At 63.3% G+C, this 17,948-nt stretch carries 13 protein-coding genes; 11 read left to right on the plus strand and 2 right to left on the minus strand.

Going from position 1 to position 17,948, the window contains the following annotated elements; all coding sequences use genetic code 11:
- The 11 genes from AB1451_16325 to AB1451_16375 form a co-directional block, all read left to right on the plus strand.
- Positions 1 to 301 (plus strand): hypothetical protein (locus tag AB1451_16325; GenBank protein ID MEW6684462.1); only part of this gene is annotated, 301 nt, incomplete at its 5' end.
- Between the two features lie 206 nt (positions 302 to 507).
- Positions 508 to 2,688 carry a nitrate reductase gene (locus AB1451_16330; GenBank protein MEW6684463.1) on the plus strand — a complete coding sequence of 727 codons (2,181 nt, stop codon included), beginning with the start codon at positions 508 to 510 and terminating at the stop codon, positions 2,686 to 2,688.
- A 158-nt stretch (positions 2,689 to 2,846) separates the two neighbouring features.
- Positions 2,847 to 4,619, plus strand: a complete 1,773-nt coding sequence (locus AB1451_16335; GenBank protein ID MEW6684464.1) for a DmsC/YnfH family molybdoenzyme membrane anchor subunit — start codon at positions 2,847 to 2,849, stop codon at positions 4,617 to 4,619.
- Between the two features lie 219 nt (positions 4,620 to 4,838).
- The gene (locus AB1451_16340; GenBank protein MEW6684465.1) at positions 4,839 to 5,849 is read left to right on the plus strand and encodes an NTP transferase domain-containing protein; all 1,011 of its coding nucleotides are present in this window, start codon (positions 4,839 to 4,841) and stop codon (positions 5,847 to 5,849) included.
- A gap of 354 nt (positions 5,850 to 6,203) precedes the next feature.
- Positions 6,204 to 9,179 (plus strand): FAD-dependent oxidoreductase, encoded by a 2,976-nt coding sequence (locus AB1451_16345; GenBank protein ID MEW6684466.1) that lies wholly within the window; start codon positions 6,204 to 6,206, stop codon positions 9,177 to 9,179.
- Positions 9,176 to 9,406, plus strand: coding sequence for a helix-turn-helix domain-containing protein (locus tag AB1451_16350; protein ID MEW6684467.1), 231 nt, complete (start codon positions 9,176 to 9,178; stop codon positions 9,404 to 9,406). Before AB1451_16345 ends, AB1451_16350 begins: the two co-directional genes overlap by 4 nt.
- A 187-nt stretch (positions 9,407 to 9,593) precedes the next feature.
- On the plus strand, positions 9,594 to 10,820 hold the full coding sequence (locus AB1451_16355) for an outer membrane beta-barrel protein (GenBank protein MEW6684468.1): 1,227 nt from the start codon (positions 9,594 to 9,596) through the stop codon (positions 10,818 to 10,820).
- Positions 10,821 to 10,844: 24 nt separating this feature from the next.
- Positions 10,845 to 12,254, plus strand: coding sequence for an ammonium transporter (locus AB1451_16360; protein MEW6684469.1), 1,410 nt, complete (start codon positions 10,845 to 10,847; stop codon positions 12,252 to 12,254).
- Positions 12,255 to 12,275: 21 nt separating this feature from the next.
- Positions 12,276 to 12,614 carry a P-II family nitrogen regulator gene (locus AB1451_16365; protein ID MEW6684470.1) on the plus strand — a complete coding sequence of 113 codons (339 nt, stop codon included), beginning with the start codon at positions 12,276 to 12,278 and terminating at the stop codon, positions 12,612 to 12,614.
- Between the two features lie 180 nt (positions 12,615 to 12,794).
- Positions 12,795 to 13,703 carry a mechanosensitive ion channel family protein gene (locus AB1451_16370; protein MEW6684471.1) on the plus strand — a complete coding sequence of 303 codons (909 nt, stop codon included), beginning with the start codon at positions 12,795 to 12,797 and terminating at the stop codon, positions 13,701 to 13,703.
- Positions 13,704 to 13,806: 103 nt separating this feature from the next.
- Positions 13,807 to 14,673, plus strand: coding sequence for a peptidase MA family metallohydrolase (locus AB1451_16375; GenBank protein MEW6684472.1), 867 nt, complete (start codon positions 13,807 to 13,809; stop codon positions 14,671 to 14,673).
- On the opposite strand, the gene AB1451_16380 is transcribed toward AB1451_16375, so the two are convergent.
- Complete coding sequence (locus AB1451_16380; protein ID MEW6684473.1) at positions 14,670 to 15,254, minus strand: hypothetical protein; 585 nt, start codon at positions 15,252 to 15,254, stop codon at positions 14,670 to 14,672. The two genes, AB1451_16375 and AB1451_16380, sit on opposite strands and share 4 nt — an antisense overlap.
- Before the next feature lie 53 nt (positions 15,255 to 15,307).
- Complete coding sequence (locus AB1451_16385) at positions 15,308 to 17,548, minus strand: iron-containing alcohol dehydrogenase (GenBank protein MEW6684474.1); 2,241 nt, start codon at positions 17,546 to 17,548, stop codon at positions 15,308 to 15,310.
- Positions 17,549 to 17,948: the final 400 nt, after the last annotated feature.

Consider the following 17,948-nt stretch of genomic DNA (forward strand, 5'->3'; position numbering starts at 1 on the left):
CGTCGGGCGGGGGGCTACCTACCCCCGCCCGACGCTCGCGAGCGCGGGACACTTTCATCAGCGAGGAGCGACGATGTATTTGATCAAACTGGACGGGAAAGCCACCGCGGTGACCAACAGTTTCGATTCCGCCGCCTCATATGCCGACGGCATCAGGCAGCCCGGGCATCGCATCACGATCGTGGCGATGCAACCCGACCAATGGAGCGACGCCATTCGGGCGTTGGAACGTCGAGAATCTTCGTGCTCTGAAACGTGGATGTCTGACCCTCGTCTTTGGGAGGGTGTGACCGGCTGCTGAAGAATCTTGGCAGCGCTAGAGGGTCGCCCCTCACTCCCGACAATTTTGTCGTGCTCGTCATCCCATCCGCAACGGAAGTGTTCGACAATTTAGTCGAGTTTTTCCCTGCCTCGCATTTTCACCGCTGAAATCCACCGTGCGAAGGTGGCACGGGCCTTGCTGACTGATCGTCCCACCAACGTGTGATCTTTGCGCGGTGAGGCCTGATGCTATTCGGACGTCGCAAGAAAAATCCGATCCACCTGGCGGTCAAACCCGTTGACACGTGGGTGTATACGACCTGCGGGTATTGCTCCACCGGCTGTTCCATCGAAGTGGGGGTAGACAAGAACGGCAGAGCCGTGTCGGCGCGCGGCGCGTCGGATGCGGACGTAAATCGTGGCAAGCTCTGTTTAAAGGGGATCTTCGAATTCGAATTGTTTGCCTCCCCCAACCGGGGCACCACCCCATTGCTGCGTCGGGCTCCGTTCGAACCGTACCGCGAGGTGGGGTGGGATGAGGCGTTGGATCACACGGCCTCCGAGATCAGGCGGATTCAGACCACGTACGGCCGCGACAGCTTCGCGGTGGTCTCCACCGGGCAGATTCTGACCGAAGAGTTCTACACCCTGGGCAAACTCGTGCGCGGCGTGATCGGGACCAACAACTACGACGGCAACACCACGCTCTGCATGGCCTCCGCGGTCTCGGGGTACAAGCGGTCCTTTGGCAGCGATGGCCCGCCGGGCTGTTACGACGACTTCGCGCACACCGAGTGCCTCTTGGCGATCGGGTCCAATCTTCCGGAGCAACACCCGGTCATTTGGTGGCGTCTGAAAGACGCATACGACCGCCGCAAGTTTCCGATGATCGTGGTCGACCCGCGGGTGACCGTGTTCGCGCAGATGGCGGACATCCACCTGCCGATCACCCCCGGCACGGACCTCGCCCTGCTGAACAGCTTGGCACACGTGATCCTCAAGGAGGGGTTGGAGGACCGCGCGTACATTGAGGCGCATACCACCGGCTTTCAGGAATTCGCCGCGCTGGTGGAGCAATACGATCCCGTGACCGCCTCCAAGATCTGCGGCATCGATGAAGACACCATCTGCAACGTCGCGCGCCTGTATGCCAAAGCCGGCTCGGCCATGACCATTTGGACCATGGGGATCAACCAGTCCACGCACGGGTCGGACGGCGTGGCGGCGATCAACAACCTCAACTTGATCACCGGCAACATCGGCAAGCCGGGTGGAACGTCGCTGTCGATCACCGGCCAGTGCAACGCCATGGGCACTCGGGAGTTCTCATCCTGCTCCGGGCTGCCCGGGTATCGCCAGTTGGAGAAGGAGGCTGACCGCGAGTTCATGGCCAAGTTCTGGGGCGTGGAAAAGGACTTCTTTCCCCCCAAACGCGGCCTGTTTCAGACCGACATCTTCCCTGCCGTCGAAACCGGCGCGATCAAAGGGTTGTGGCTGATCGCCACCAATCCCATGACCTCCATGCCCAACACCTCCCGCATCCGCAAGACGCTGGAGAAGCTGGAATTCCTGGTGGTGCAGGACGCGTATGCCGACGTGGAGACCGTGAACTACGCGCACGTCTACCTCCCTGCCGCCATGTGGGGAGAAAAAGAGGGCGTGTTCACCAACACCGAGCGCCGCGTGAACATCGTGCGCAAGGCGATCGAGCCGCCCGGGGAGGCCAAGCCCGACTTGTGGATCTTTGCGCACCTGGCTCGGCGTTTCGAGGCGGGGCGCGGGTTGAAGTTTTCCGACGTGCCGTCCGAGGTGTTTGACGAGTTGCGCGAGGTGTCCAAAGGCCGGCCCTGCGACTATTCCGGCATGAGCCACGACGCGATCGAAGCGCGGCGCGGGATCCAATGGCCGTGCAACGAGACGTCACCACATGGCTCGCCGCGGTTGTATACCGACGGTCGCTTTCACCACACCGACGGCAAGGCCAAGCTGATCCCGCTCCCGTTCGTCGACAACAACGAGCGCCCGGATGAGCAGTACCCGTTCTGGCTCAACAGCGGACGGGTGGTCGAGCACTGGCACACCCGCACCAAAACCGGAAAGATCGGCAACCTCAACAAGTTCAGCCCCACCCCGTACATGGAAATCAACCCCAGCGCGGCCGAGCGCCTCGGCATCCGATCGATGGAGTACGTCCGGGTGGTATCGCGCCGATCGGACGCCGTGGTCCTGGCGCAGCTCACCGAGCGCGTGGCACCCGACGCCGTGTTCATCCCCATGCACTACCACGACTGCGTCAACCGCCTGGTGCTAGGATTGCTCGACCCGTATTCGCGCCAGCCCGCGTACAAGCAGTCCGCGGTGCGGATCGAGAGGATTGCGGATCAAGACGCGGCAGCGGCGGCCGACCTGCGGGCGAGGTCCTATTGATGGAGGCCGCTCCGGTGCGAGAGGCAAATCCCCCCCTTCCCCCCTTTGTTAAAGGGGGGGGCGAAGAGGACAAGCGGGTCCGCCCTTCCGTTCCCCCCTTTGAAAAAGGGGGGCTAGGGGGGATTTCGCCACACCCCGTCAGTCAACACGGCGCGCCCGTGGATCTGGCCCAGGCCCATCCCGATCTGGTCGGGCAGCCGCTGACCATCAATGGTTGCGGCGTTGCGTCGTCCAACCTCAACCGGTACGTGCAGCACGGCTTTCACTTCACCGCGGACAACTGCATCGCGTGCCATGCGTGCGAGTCCGCCTGTTCGGAGAAGAACAACCTCCCTCCTCATCTTTCGTTCCGCAAAGTCGGGTACCTGGAAGGCGGGTCGTACCCGGACGTGTTGCGGTTGAACATTTCAATGGCCTGCAACCACTGCGAGAACCCGGTATGCCTCAAGGGATGCCCCACGCTCGCGTACACCAAATACGTGGAGTACGGCGCAGTGCTGCAAGACCCGGATATTTGCTTCGGCTGCGGCTACTGCACCTGGGTGTGTCCCTACAACGCGCCGCAGCTCGACCCGGTGAAGGGGCAAGTTGAGAAGTGCAACATGTGCGTGGACCGCTTGGAGATCGGGCTCAAGCCCGCGTGTGTGTCCGCCTGTCTGTCCAATGCCTTGGACTTCGGCGTGATCGAAGACATCCCGCAGGGCAAACGGCAGGCCAAGCTCGCGATCCCTGGATTTCCCGACCCGTCGATTTCGCGGCCCAACATCCGCTTTCAGCAGACCCGATCGCTGCCGGGTGAGTTTCGGCGCGCGGACGGCCAGCCCATCGCGTACCGGCGGGACCAACCGGGTGCGGACCGCTATGCCGTGGCTCCCGGTGGGCCATCGGGGCGAGCGGAGTGGGGATTGGCCAAGTTGCGATCGCGCGAGGATCCGTTGGTCATCTTCACGCTGCTGTCGCAGGCGGTGGTCGGCGCGTTCGCGTGGCTGGTGCTGGGTCCGTCGCTGGGCGGGGAGGGAGGCGCGGCCCTGTCGGCAACCACGCATCCGCTCGCGGTGACCGTCACGCTCTGGAGCCTGTTCGGTTTCCAAACCATCGGCATGGTGATGTCCACCCTGCACCTGGGTAAGCCGCAGTATTTCTATCGCGCCATGAACAACCTGCGGCACTCGTGGGTGAGCCGAGAAATCTTCGCCATGGGGACCTTCTATCATGTGCTGGGCGCACTCGCGATCGTGACTGGCTTTCCGGATCTGACGGCGTGGCTGCCTGCGGGCTTCGGAGATCGTCTGCCCGGGCTGCTCGGCGGCGCCGGCGTGATCGCCGGGTGTCTGGGCCTGTACAGCATGATCCGGTGTTATCGCATCAAGGCCAGACCGTTTTGGGATCACTGGCACTCGGGCGGCGCGTTCGTCTCGAGCGCTCTGATTCTGGGGAGCGCCGCGGTCGGCACGATCTTTTCCCTGGCCGAGGTCGCGGCCGGGCGCTCGCCGTATCCGGTCTCGCGGTTGGCGGCCGGGGTGCTGCTGTTCGGGCTCCTGCTTCAGGGAATTGCTCTGATCGCTCATATTCGATTTCTGGATCAACGGGGAAACGAAGCCGCGGTGTCACGCCGGCTCATGCTCACCACGTACGGCAAGACCTACGCCGGCCGCTGGGTGAGCTGGGCGCTGCTTGCGGCGTCCGCCGTCGCTCTGTTGGTCGTCAGCGCTGGAGATGCCGCAACCGGGCTGGTTCCGGCTGCGTGGGTTGCGGTGTTGTCGATCGCAACTGTGCACGAGCTGGTTGGTCGCGCCTTGTTCTACGTGGTGGTGGTGCCCACCACCCATCCGGGCGCGTTTTTTTGGGGCAACAAGGTATTTGAGACACACGCGCGGGCGACCGGCTTGGCTGAGCGACCCCAGGTGGGAGTGGTGCCTGATGGGCACTAGAGCCTGTCCATGAATGGTCATCTGCGGCGTTGCCGCTCTTTTGGTTCCACGGCCGCCTCACCGTCTCGGCGGCGCTCGTGGCTTGGCGCCACTTCTTCGTGGCGCCACTCGCCTCACGTACGAATACAGTACGCTGCGCTCCGGTGCTCGCGGCGCCTGGCATCTGACGCATTCCTGAACAGGCTCCAACCCCAGAACGGTTGGAGAGACGCTTAACGCATGGCTACCGTAGTGGCCATCAATATTTCCCCTGGCGGAATCCCCAAGCTGCCGATCTCGGTCGCCAACGTGACGTTGGACGGCATCTTGGGAGACGGGCGAGCGCATGCCAAACACGTTAAGCCCGACCGCGCGATTTCGCTGCTCGAAGAGCACGTGATCGACCAGATCCGACGCGAGGGGTATGCGGTGGAGCCGGGCGCGATGGGGGAGAACCTCACGGTGCGCGGGCTCGATCTCCTGGCACTGACTCCAGGGACGCGGCTGCAATTCTCCGGCGGGGTCGAGATCGAACTCGTTGAGCCTCGCAAGCCGTGTTTTGTGCTCGACGCGATCCACCCGGATTTGAAGAACGCCGTACAGGGTCGGTTCGGCTACATGGCTCGGGTAGTGACTGAAGGCGCGTTGCAGGTCGGCGAGTCGTTCAGCGTCCTTCCCCAGGTGATCGGCGCCATTTTGGCGGGTGGCTACAGTCGTCGTATGGGGCGTCCCAAGGAAGGGGTGGTGCTGTGGGACGGGCGCCCGATGATCGAACACGTGCTCGACGCAATGCGGACGATCTGCCGTCGGGTGGTCATCGTGGGCGCGTGCCGAGGGTGGACCCCCGAGCCGCCCATCATTCGCCTGGACGACCGGCAATCTGGTTTGGGGCCGTTGGGTGGAATCGAAACGTTGTTGTCGAGCGGACTGGCGAGCCGCTACCTCGTGGTGGGCTGCGACCAACCGCTGGTGACTCCGCCGATGCTCCGGCTGCTGCTGGACCCCCTGAATCCCGGCATCCCTTGTTTTCTGCGCGCGGAGGATGGATCAGAGCTCGACCCATTTCCGGGATACTTTCCCGCGACGTGGCTGCCGGTTGCGAGGGCTGCCTTACAGCAGGGCCGTCGTGCGATTCGCGACGTGGTGCGAAGCGATCGCTCGGGGTGGGCGGTGCTTCCCGAGGCGCTGCGACGTGGGGTCGAGAGCTTGAATACTCCCGACGAGGTCGTGCGCGCGACCTCGGTGCGCTGAGTCCGACCGAGCCATTCTCGACCATGCCGACAAAATTGTCGATCGAGGCTTCACAGAAGTGTTCGACAAATATGTCGAGACCGCGCTGGGTCGAGCCAAAGCGAAGCTAACCGTTGGTTTCACGCCGGCGTCAACCTGCTTGCTGATGGTACGCGGTTTGCTCTCTTGAGTGGTATTCAATCGACCACACGCCACCTCGACAGGCCGGCGCCGTATCCCGTGGTCGTCACTGGGAAGGTGGGAACCCGTCCGGATGGCATGGACTAGCGATCTCAAAGACACGATAGCGGCGAGTACGGAGTCTCGGCGCGACCGCGCGATCGATCCCTGGTCCGCACAAAGGAGGCCGTCGGCTTGACCCTGCGCGTGGTCGTCGTGGGCAACGGCATGGCCGGCGTCGCCGCCGTCGAAGCGATGGTGACCCGGCCCGATCCCCCCCAGGTGACGGTGTTCGGCGCGGAGCCCTACGTCAACTACAACCGAATCTTGCTCTCGGACGTGCTCGCAGCCGCCAAATCCGTGCAAGACACGATTCTCAATCCACGGGAGTGGTACGACCAACACGGGATCGACCTGCGCACCGGAACGCGTATCGCCGCGTTGGATCTCTCGAATCGAGCGGTGGTCACACACGAGGGCGCGCGTGCGGAGTACGACCGGTTGCTGTTGGCGACCGGCAGCACCCCGTTCCTCCCCAAGATCGCCGGGTTAGGTAAGCGCGGCGTGTTTACCTTCCGCAATATCGACGACACCGAGGGGATGATTCAGTGGGCCGCCACCCACCGGCGCGCAGTGGTGGTGGGCGGCGGGTTATTGGGCCTTGAAGCCGCGCGCGGGCTGATCAATCGCGGGATGCAGGTTACGGTGGTGCACCTGGCCGCGCATTTGATGGAGCAACAACTCGATGCCGGGGCCGGAGACCTGTTACGTCGTCGGATCGAAAAGTTGGGCATCGCGGTGAAGCGGTCGTGCACCGTGGAGGAGATCCTCGGGGACGACGCGGTGGCGGCCGTGCGGTTGTCCACGGGCGAAGTGATCGAGACCGAATTGGTGCTGGTGACCGCGGGCATTCGTCCCAACGTGCAACTCGCGCGCGAGGCCGGGCTGGCCGTGAACCGCGGCGTGTTGGTTGATGACACCATGACGACGTCGGCCGATGGCGTCTACGCAGTGGGCGAGTGCGTTGAACACCGCGGACAGACCTACGGATTGGTGGCGCCGCTCCTCGATCAGGCCAAAGTGGCGGCCGACGCGATCGCGGGCGACGGGCGGTTGCGGTACGCGGGATCGATCACGCAGGCCACGCTCAAAGTGGCCGGTATTCAACTCACGTCGATGGGCCAGGTGATCGAGCAGTCCGACGCGGACGAGGTGCTGCTCTCGTGCGACACCGGTGCGGAGACCTATAAGAAGATCGTGGTTCGGGAGAATCGGATCGTGGGCGCTATCTTCCTGGGCGATTCGTCGGGTAGTCGATCGGTTCGCGAGAAGATGACGGCCGGCGCCGATATTTCCGGAGAACGAGCGACCCTGCTGGTGGGTGGGGACGGGGTGGCCACCAGTGCGGCCGACCTGCCGGAGAGCGCGACGATTTGCAATTGCAACAGCGTGACAAAGGGCGAGATCACATCCGCGATCTTGGAAAAGGGGTGTACCTCGCGCCAACAGATCGCGGAGTGCACGCGCGCCACCACCGGGTGTGGGACCTGTGCCGGATTGGTCGATGAACTGCTCATGATCCTGGCGCCGCCCGCGTCCGGAGCCGCGGGTGTGGTCAAGCCTCTGAACAAGATCGAACAACTCAAGAAGGCCAAGCCCGGTCTGGACGTGCTCCCCGATCTCTACCGCTACGCCAAGGAAGGGTGGGAGGCGATCACGGAAGACGACGTGCAGCGGCTCAAGTGGTACGGCATGTTCCTGCGGACCCCCACGCCCGGGCACTTCATGCTCCGCGTGCGCGTGACCAACGGTATGGCCACGGCCGCGCAATTCCGTGAATTCGCCAGGATCGCTCGCGAGTTCGGCCGCGGGTTCGCGGAGTTGACCACCCGGCAGCAGGTCCAGTTACGGTGGATGACCGTTGACCAGATCCCCACGATTTTGGACTTGCTCAACGCGGCGGGGCTGACCACCATGCAAACCGGGATGGACAACGTCCGCAACGTCATGGGCTGTTCGGTCACGGGCCTGGCGCCGACCGAGACGATCGACACCGCGTGGATCACGCGGGCCCTGACCGATCGCTTCGTCAACAACCGGGAGTTCACGGATCTGCCCCGCAAGTTCAACATCGTCATCACGGGTTGTCGAGAGAACTGCACGCACTCCGAGTCTCAAGACATCGCGATGACCCCGGCGTCCCGCACCATGGACGGTGAACCCGTCATGGGATTCAACGTGGCAGTGGGCGGCAAGCAGGGCTCGGGCGGGTTCACCCCGGCGACGCCCCTGGATCTGTTTATTCGTCCCGAAGAGGCCGTGGATGTGGCGAGCGCCATTATCTTGACGTTTCGCGATCATGGCTCGCGCGAGGCCCGCAACAAATCGCGTCTCGCGTTTCTGGTCCACGATTGGGGAGCCAAACGGTTCCGGTCCGAGATCGAGCAGCGGCTGGGCCGGCCGCTCCTTCGGGCCGGGACCGATGAGCGCAATCCCAGAAAGAAGAACACCCACATCGGGGTATTCCGCCAGAAACAGCCCGGCCTCAACTACGTCGGCCTGGCGGTCCCGATCGGGCGCCTGACCGCGGAGCAGCTCGATGAGCTGGCCCGGCTCGCGGAGGCCTACGGCACCGGAGAACTCCGCATCACGCCGGAGCAGAACGTGGTCCTCGTCAACGTGCCGGACCGTCGGCTTGGCACCTTGTTGTCGGACGAACCGTTGCTCAAGGACGTGCCGTACAACCCGTCCGAGATCATGCGGGGCCTGGTGGCCTGCCCTGGTACCGACTTCTGCGGTCTCGCGTTGATCGAAACCAAGGCGCGGGCCCTGGCGATCGCACGGTCGTTGGAACAAACACTCTCGCTCAACAGACCCGTGTCCATCCACTGGTCCGGGTGCCCATCCGGGTGCGGCAACCATCTGATGGCGGATATCGGATTGTTGGGTAAACGCGCCAAGATCAACGGCCAAATCGTGGACGCGGTGGATATCTTCGTCGGCGGCCGATCAGGGCCGCGGACCGAGCCCGGCACCAAGATCATGGAGGACGTCCCCTGCGATGCGTTGGAGCCCGTGCTGGCGGGGCTCGCGCGCCACGTGGTCCGGGATAAGACCGTCGAGGTGCTGCACGGCGACGGGAGCGAGCGCGAAACGGACGGAGCGTCATGAGCGGCAACACAGCGAGAAAGGAGAAGGAGACCGCCGCGACGTCGATGCGCGAGGCGGTCTCCCAATTGGAACGGGAGTTGATTCTGCGGTCACTCGAGGCGGCGAACGGCAGCCAGTCCGAGGCGGCCAGGCGGTTGGGAGTCAGCGAGCGTGTGCTGCGCTATAAGATGAAAAAGTATCGGATTATCCGTTCGACAAAAGTGTCTTTCGTAGACAAAAATGTTTGACCTTGTTGTCGGACCCTGACGATCGGGCATCCCGGCTCTCGTACCAGCGCACGAATATCTCAATCTTTCTTTGGGGATGCCGCCCCCGTCGCACCCGCCGGGTGGGTTGGCCTCGTGCTTGCAATCAGTCCCGGATCATCCGGGAATTATTCACCAGCTCCCACGGGAGCTCACGGAGGAGGGCGGAATGCAGGTCGTGACGAACGACGCAAGGAAGGTGAAAGTCAGGAAGTGGACCGCAGGGGTGGCGATGGCCGTGCTGGCGTTTGGCGCACCCACGTACGCCGGCGCGGAAGAAGGCATGATGGAGGGTCTCAAAGGCGTGACAGTCACCGGGTACGTTGAGGCGCAGTACAACTACAACTTTAACGACCCCATTGACCAGACCAACGCGTTTCGCGCTTTTGACTATCAGGCCAACAGCTTCACGTTCAATATGGCGGAGTTGGCGTTCACGAAAGCTGCGGGAGATACGCCTGGGTTCGGCTTGGTCCTGAACTACGGGCAGGACGCACAACTCACCTCGTCAGCAGGGTCAATGGTCAGTTCGTCAGCGTCGACTACGACCGTGACCGACTCAACAGGAGCTCTGATCTCTGACGGTTCAGGCGGGTTTGTGCAAGCCACTACCGAGACAGAAACGAGCACGGCGGACGACTTCGATATTCAGCAGGCCTTTATTACGGAGAAGATGTTAGGCGGAGGCCTCGAGCTGAAATTCGGCAAGTTCGCGACGCTCGCTGGAGCCGAAGTCATCGAAGGACCGCTCAACTTCAACATCAGCAGGTCGTACCTTTTCTTCTACGCAATTCCTTTCACCCACACAGGTCTGCGAGGATCCTTCGCTACGCCGGTTGAGGGGCTATCCGTCACCGCTGGCGTCAACAACGGATGGGACGTCGTCAACGACGGCGACAAGGGCAAGACAGGGGAACTACAGGTCGCGTTCGCGCCGATGGACATGCTCTCGCTGGGGTTGACGGGATACTACGGCCCCGAGGCCTCTTTCACGGGCACGGATGCTCGCTCGGTCGTGGACCTGTTGGCCACGATCAAACCCATGGGCGGTTTGACCGTCGTGTTCAACTACGACCGTGGCACGCAGGAGGACGCGAGCGCGGCGGGGAGTGCGCTCTGGCAGGGCTACGCGGTCTACGTGAACTTGCCGGTCGGTGAGAAGCACGCGGTCACGCTTCGTGGTGAAGTCTTCGATGATCAGGACGGCTTCAGGACCGGGGTTACCCAGACGCTGCGGGAAGTGACACTGACCGGGGCCTGCAAGATGAAGGAGAACCTTGAGTGGCGACTGGAGCTGCGTCACGACGAGTCCAATCAGGACGTGTTTGTGGATGATCAGGGTGCCGCGGAGGATGCACAGAACACCATCGCGGTCGCCGCGTACTACACATTTTAACGATCCAGTAGGAAGGAGCAGTCTATGGGCAGCGACGGTGTCAAGAAGCGAGTCACGATCCTGTTGGCCGTGGCGGTCCTCTTCCTGGCCATCCCCTTCATGGGGATGGCCCAGGAGGCGGCCACGGAAGCGGCTCCAGAAGCAGCCGCGGAAGCGCCCGCCGAGCCGGCCGCAGAGGCCCCGGCGGCCGAAGCCGCGCCACCGGCACCCACGGTGGACACCGGAGATACCGCGTGGGTGTTGACCTCCACGGCGCTGGTGCTGCTCATGACTGCGCCCGGCTTGGCCCTCTTCTATGGGGGGATGGTACGGAAAAAGAACGCCTTGGGCACGATCATGCACAGCTTCATCATCCTCTGCGTGGTCAGCGTGATTTGGGTACTCTGGGGCTACACGCTGGCGTTTGGCCCGGATAAAGGCGGCTGGATCGGGGGGCTCGATTGGTTGGGATTGAACGGCGTGGGGGGTGACCCTAATACCGACTACGCGGGGACGATTCCACACCAGGCGTTCATGATCTTTCAGATGATGTTCGCGGTCATCACCCCGGCCCTCATCACGGGTGCATTCGCGGAGCGCATGAAGTTCTCGGCGCTGCTGCTGTTTGTGGTTTTGTGGTCCACGCTGGTCTACTCGCCGCTCGCCCATTGGGTCTGGGCCGTGGGCGGGTGGGTTCGCAACATGGGCGCTCTGGATTTTGCGGGCGGCACCGTGGTGCACATCAGCTCCGGAGTGGCGGCCTTGGCCGCCGCGATCGCCATCGGTCGTCGTCGTGGGTACGGATCCGAGGCCTTCACGCCGCACAGCCTGCCGTTGACGGTGCTGGGCGCTTCGTTGCTGTGGTTCGGGTGGTTCGGGTTCAACGCGGGCAGCGCGGTCGCCTCGGGCGCGTTGGCCACCAGCGCCTTCGTGGTGACCAATACCGCCACGGCCGCCGCGGCACTGACCTGGATGTTCGTGGAATGGGCCTACCGCGGCAAACCCACGGTGTTGGGCGCGGCCAGCGGCGCGGTGGCGGGGCTGGTGGCGATCACACCAGCCTCGGGCTTCGTGGGACCGATTTCCTCGATCTGGATCGGCATCGGCGCCGGCGTGTTGTGCTACTTCGCGTGTATCTTCAAGAGCAAACTCGGTTACGATGACGCGCTGGACGTGGTGGGCGTGCACGGCATCGGCGGGACCTGGGGCGCCCTCGCCACGGGGCTGTTTGCCTCCAAAGCGATCAACTCCGCGGGAGCCGATGGGCTCTTTTTCGGCAACCCGGGTCAGCTGATTACGCAGATCAAAGCGGTGCTGATCACGTGGATCTTTGTGTTCATCGCGAGCTTCATCATTCTGAAGATCGTCGATGCGATCGTGGGCTTGCGAGTCAGCGACGAAGAGGAGAAGATGGGGCTTGATCTTGGGCAGCACCACGAGAGCGCCTACAACTAGCCGAAAGCCGAGGGGATGAGCATGAAGAAGATCGAGGCGATCATCAAACCGTTCAAGTTGGACGAAGTCAAAGAAGCGTTGACGGATCTGGGTGTGCAGGGCATGACGGTGACCGAGGTCAAGGGCTTCGGGCGCCAGAAGGGGCACAAAGAAGTCTATCGCGGCGCCGAGTACGTGGTGGAGTTCGTGCCCAAGGTCAAAATCGAAATCGTGGTCAGCGACGCGATGTCGCAGCGCGCAGTGGAAACCATCGTACGCGCGGCCAAAACCGGGACGATCGGCGATGGTAAGATTTTCGTCACGCCGCTCGGAGAAGCGGTCCGTATCCGCACCGGAGAAACCGGGGAAGGCGCGCTGTAACGGGCAATCGACCACCGAGCAAACACGAAGGGTCGGCGTGTGCCGACCCTTCGTGTTTCAGGACGCTGAACGATTCGGCCCGACCGCGCCCGCACGAGGTCCGGCCGTCATCCCTCCGCAAACTCCGGCCAAATGTTTTACAATCGCCCGCGTCTCCACGCGGACACGGGAGGAACGATCATGCCTGAGACCACGCTCGCCGATGTAGGACAACTGCTGTTCGACACCGCGTTGACCATGACCCAATCCAGCATCCGAATTCTGATGGCCCTGGGGGCCGGTTTGGTCGCATTGCGTCTGTTGCGCTTTGCGGTTCAGCGTCTCGAGATCGTGCTGATCAAAGCCAAAGAATCCACCGAGATGGTTCCGGGTTCCACCAGGAAACGGGTCGCGACCCTGACGGGAATCTTGTCGACGATCGGCCGCTTCGCGATCTGGACCCTGGTGGTGCTGATCTGCCTGGATCAGGTCGGGGTGAATGTGACCCCGATTCTGGCGGGAGCCGGGGTGGCGGGCTTGGCGTTGGGCTTCGGTGCGCAGAACCTGGTCCGCGACGTGATCAGCGGATTTTTCATGATCTTGGAAGACCAGGTTCGCATCGGCGATGTCGCCATCATCAACGGGACCGGCGGGCTCGTGGAGGCCATCACCTTTCGCACCATCATCCTTCGCGACCTGGCCGGCGTGGTCCATGTTTTCCCCAACGGCTCCGTGAATACGTTGTCGAACATGACCAAGGTTTGGTCCGCGTACGTGATCGATGTGGGGGTGGCGTATAAGGAAGACACGGACCGGGTGGTGGAGGTGATGCGCGACGTGGCGGAATCGATGAGGCAAGACCAGGCCTTTGCGGCGAAGATCTTGGAGCCCATCGAAATCTTCGGCGTGGATAATTTCGGCGAATCGGAGGTGACGATCAAGGCGCGGCTGAAGACGTTGCCGATCGAGCAGTGGAATGTGGGCCGGGAGTATCGCCGGCGGCTCAAGAAGGCGTTCGACGCCCAAGGGATCGAGATTCCCTTTCCGCACCGATCCCTCTATATGGGAGACGCGTCAAAGCCCTTTGAGATCCTCCTCAAACAGGCCTAGCCCGGGTTATCTATGGGTGATCGTCGCCAACGGGAGATGGCCCGTGGTTTGCCTGTTGACTTGGGGCCTCGCTGCGAGTGTTGTCGCATATGCCGCTGACGCGATGTTCAGCGTTGCTCACGGGCCGTTTGTCTTCCGTTTTGCCGAATCCGATCGACCATTGGTACGCGCTCTCGAACCGCTGGCGGATCGGGCCTGGCAGCGGGTTGCCGCGGATCTAGGCCTCACGCCTCCCGGCCCCATAACAATCGTTTTGGCGCCTGACAACGAGGCGTTCAACCAATTCCAACCTCCCGACAGGCCGCTGCCCGATTGGGCCGTGGGTGTGGCGTATCCCGGCGCCATGACCATGGTCATTCGCTCCTATCACGTTCCCGGCTCACCGCGGCAGGATGTGGGTTCGATTCTCATTCACGAACTCACGCACCTGATGCTCGGCGTACGGTTCGGCGAGCACTCGGTACCGTTTTGGTTGCACGAGGGCCTTGCCATGCATGAGGCTGGTGAATGGCATGCGGGGCAAGAATGGGATCTGATCCGGGCCGTGCTGGCGAATCGCGTTCCGCCGCTCGACGCGTTGACCGGGGTGGGAAGAAACAAAGCCGAGGCGAGAACGGCCTACGCGCTCAGCCAGGCGCTCGTGGGGCATATCATCGCCACGTACGGCCGGGAGGCGTTCGGCGCGTTCGTGGGGCAACTCGCCGAGGGCCGATCATTCGGAGACTCGCTCGTCAGCGCACTCCGCGTCACGCCGGAGCGTTTCGAGGAGAAGTGGCGGGCTCACCTCGATCGCCGCTACACGTGGATCCCCTTGATCACGAGTTCCACCGCTCTGTGGGTTCTCATGATGGCCGTGGCGTTCGTGGCCTACGCCGTGAAGAAAAGGCGGAACCGGAAAATCGCCGCGGCGTGGGCCGAGGAAGAGCGGGAGAACGGACAGTCTGTAGAGACCCCTGGAAAATATTCCTAGCCGGGGTCCCCCCTGGCCGTTCGACCACCCGGCAGGTGGTCAGTATCGCTGGTTCGATACGCGTCGAACGCCCGGTGATGACCATCCATTTCCAGGATGACTTTCTTGCCCGTCGAAACACCGTTCAGTTTCGTAGCCACCGCGTTTCGCAGCTCGAATGTCTGAATTTCGCCTTCTTCGGTCTTGAGGGTGATCTCCTTGTTAAAGCGGTCGAAAAAGGGTGGAGCACTGTGCTGAACCGTCCCGGTAATGACGTCGCCGATATAGGCCCCGGTGCCGCGGGGCGGGGCGACGGCAAGGATGGAATTCCCCTTATCCAGGATCAGGTCGACCTCATCGCCCGGCTTTAACGATGACATGCCGTCTCTTTTGGCCTCCGCAACCGCAAGGCTGCGCGTTGTGCCTTCGGCGGTTCGGAGAAAGACCATCCCGCTCTCGACCCTCGTCACGGTCGCGGTCAGACTCCGATGGGAAGAAGGGTCCTTCTCCTGGAGATAGGGTTCTACCGGGTGGCTTCCATACGCGGTGGCGGACCATGGAGCGAGGAGCAAAATCCCTAGGAGTGACGTGCGTGTTTGCATGGTAAGCCTCCTCATTGAGAGGCCGCTGCTGCGCCTCGGGCGCTTGTCGGCGCTCAGTGGACGACAGCGCGGGTATTGGGGGACGGTGCGGACTTCATGTCAGTCACAGCGTATTCCACGAACGCGTCTTCGTAGATTGTTTGGATGTCCTCACGGTTGAGCGCCCGCGGGTTGGTGCTCAGGAACGGGTCCTGTAACGCCTGCTCGCTCAGCGTCGAAATCGCGTCCTTGTTTATACCCACCTTGTCCAGGCTGGTGGGAAGGCCCACATCAACCATGAGCAGCATTACCGCATGGATCGCCTGCTGGGCCGCTGTGCGAGCACTCAGCCCGCCCACAGGCTCGCCGAGTGCCTCGGCCACCCGCGCCATGCGCCGCACGTCGGCGTACATGTTGGCCTTCATCACGTGGGGCAGCAGAATCGCGTCGCTGATCCGCTCCGGGATATCGAACAGCCCCGACAGCGAGTGCCCAAGTGCGTGGACCGCTCCGCTCCGTGCGTTGGCGGAGGCCTGCCCGGCTTCGAATGCTGCCAGCGCCATCTGCTGGCGAGCACTCAGATTCTTGCCGTCGGCGACGGCCGCGCGGAGATTCTGCGAGATGAGTCGCATCGCGTCGAGCGCGAGCGTGTCGCTCAGGGGGTTGGCCCACGTGGAACAATACGCCTCAATCGCGTTGGCGAGGGCGTCGACGCCGGTGCTCGCAGTCAGGTCCGGCGGCATGGAGCGGGTCATCAACGGATCGATGAAGACCCGCATCGGGATCAGTTTGGGGCTGAAAATCTCGATCTTCCGTTGATGCGCCCCGTCCCGCACGATGCAGAGCGGGCTGGTTTCGGCGCCGCAGCCCGCCGTGGTGGGAACCGCGTAGAGCGGGGTGATCGGCCGACCGACGCGATCCACACCTTCGTAGTCGCGGATCGAGCCGCCGTTGGTGAGGACGATTCCGACCGCCTTCGCGGTGTCGATCACGCTTCCGCCCCCGACCGCGATGAGCAGATCCGTCCCCGCCTCCTGGCACCGGCGGGCGATTTCGGCAATCACGATCTCGGGTACCTCGCGCGAAGCCTGATCCATCACGTCGCAGGGCACGTCGGCCTCGGCGAGCGAGGCCTGTACGAGCTCGGCGAGGCCGTTCTGAGCCACGCTCTGATCCGTCACGATACTGACGTGTGAGGCGCCCTCGCGTGCGGCGTGGCGCCCGATTTCCCGCGCGCAATGGGTGCCGAATACCACCTCGCGAGGCCAGATGGACAACGTGGTCGACTTCGGCTTGGCGACCCGTCCTTTCCAGCGCGGGGTCAGCGAGGCCCTCAACGCGATGGGCTTGATGCCCCGAGCCCGGGTGGGCGGAAAATCCGACTTTGTCGATAAGGCGACCCACGCCATCACGGCAATGGCCCCGAGCAGCGCGGCGGCGCCGAACCCCAAGAGGCCCCGTGCGTTCCATGACGACCGGGCCGCGGCGTCGGCCGCTTCGGCACCCGGTTGAGTGTTTCCGAGGCTCCGCGCCGAGACCATCGCGTCCGAGATCTCGCCCATGACGCGGGCCATCTGGGCGTCGACCGACGCATCGTAGAAGCGCGACACCCGACGGCCGTCAGCGACCGCGTCGACGAGGCGGGTGATTTCCTCGCCGGGAATCTGCGCGCGGCGGGCGTTCAGCGACACCACCAGCGCATCGGTGTTGATCGCGATGCGGCGCTCCATCTCGGAGAGCACCCTCATTCGCGAGAGGAGCTGCTCGGCGAAGCGGGGCGTGTTGGGCGGCACTGCGGTGGCGGTCTGCACAATGACCTCGCCGAGGCGCTCCTGAAACCAGGCACCGCTGCGAACGCGTCCCAGCAACTCCTGTGCCTCGCTGAGAGCGGTGTCGAGCGATGATCGCTCGTCGTACAAGCGCCTCGCGGTCGTGGCGATTGAGAGCCCGATTGCCTCCTGCAGTCTTGCGTTGCGTCCCTCGGCGAAGGTGAGCGCATCGTTGCTGACGTCTCTCCAACGCCGGGCAAGTTGGGTGAGTCGCTCGGCGTCGAGCTCCTCCACGGCGAGAAGCCGATTCCCGATGCCTTCTTGGATGCGAGCGTCAGGTTCATACGTCATCCACTGATTCCCCACCCATCCCGGGGAAACGAGCTGTTCCGGTTGGATTCGAGCGGGTGCGTTGCTTGTTGCGGCCAGCGCGACGGCTCCATCCGGGATCACGCCCACGGCCAGAAGGAGCCGGACGATCCAGAACGCTCCGCTCCAGGAAACAGCCTGCGCGTACGGGGGCACCCGCCTTGGATGACTCTTCATAGCGCACCTCTTTTTGTTGAACTACTCGACCGGCAACGCGGATGTTGCGGGGGGGGCGCGCGGCCTGTACGACGCGCCGTATGACGACGCGTGAACTCTGGAATGCGGCCTCGCTTCCATGGACCACTCCACCATGGTTCTGGCCATACAACTGGAGCGTTTGGAAAAGGACGAATGAGGGGAAACGACCCGATGAATTCTTAGCGCCGCAACCGAGGCGAAGTCAAGGTGAGCGCAACGACGCCTGTCCAGGCGCCCGTCGCGCTGTTCCTCGTGCTCTACCGCCCCTCAATCTCCCCACTTGCGCCCTCGGAATTTCCGGGCACGGCGGCTTCTGAGTCGACGCTGCACGGTTGGACCGTAGCCCACAAACCTCGGCGCCGGCCCGTTTCGGGCCGGC

It is taken from the genome of Nitrospirota bacterium (genome assembly GCA_040757335.1).
Lineage (GTDB): Bacteria > Nitrospirota > Nitrospiria > 2-01-FULL-66-17 > 2-01-FULL-66-17 > JBFLXB01.

Coding starts and splice junctions, on each gene's coding strand:
- AB1451_16385 (MEW6684474.1), bottom strand. CDS start 17,548: ATGAAGAGTCATCCAAGGCGGGTGCCCCCGTACGCGCAGGCTGTTTCC.
- AB1451_16355 (MEW6684468.1), top strand. CDS start 9,594: ATGCAGGTCGTGACGAACGACGCAAGGAAGGTGAAAGTCAGGAAGTGG.
- AB1451_16330 (MEW6684463.1), top strand. CDS start 508: ATGCTATTCGGACGTCGCAAGAAAAATCCGATCCACCTGGCGGTCAAA.
- AB1451_16375 (MEW6684472.1), top strand. CDS start 13,807: ATGTTCAGCGTTGCTCACGGGCCGTTTGTCTTCCGTTTTGCCGAATCC.
- AB1451_16370 (MEW6684471.1), top strand. CDS start 12,795: ATGCCTGAGACCACGCTCGCCGATGTAGGACAACTGCTGTTCGACACC.
- AB1451_16365 (MEW6684470.1), top strand. CDS start 12,276: ATGAAGAAGATCGAGGCGATCATCAAACCGTTCAAGTTGGACGAAGTC.
- AB1451_16360 (MEW6684469.1), top strand. CDS start 10,845: ATGGGCAGCGACGGTGTCAAGAAGCGAGTCACGATCCTGTTGGCCGTG.
- AB1451_16350 (MEW6684467.1), top strand. CDS start 9,176: ATGAGCGGCAACACAGCGAGAAAGGAGAAGGAGACCGCCGCGACGTCG.
- AB1451_16380 (MEW6684473.1), bottom strand. CDS start 15,254: ATGCAAACACGCACGTCACTCCTAGGGATTTTGCTCCTCGCTCCATGG.
- AB1451_16340 (MEW6684465.1), top strand. CDS start 4,839: ATGGCTACCGTAGTGGCCATCAATATTTCCCCTGGCGGAATCCCCAAG.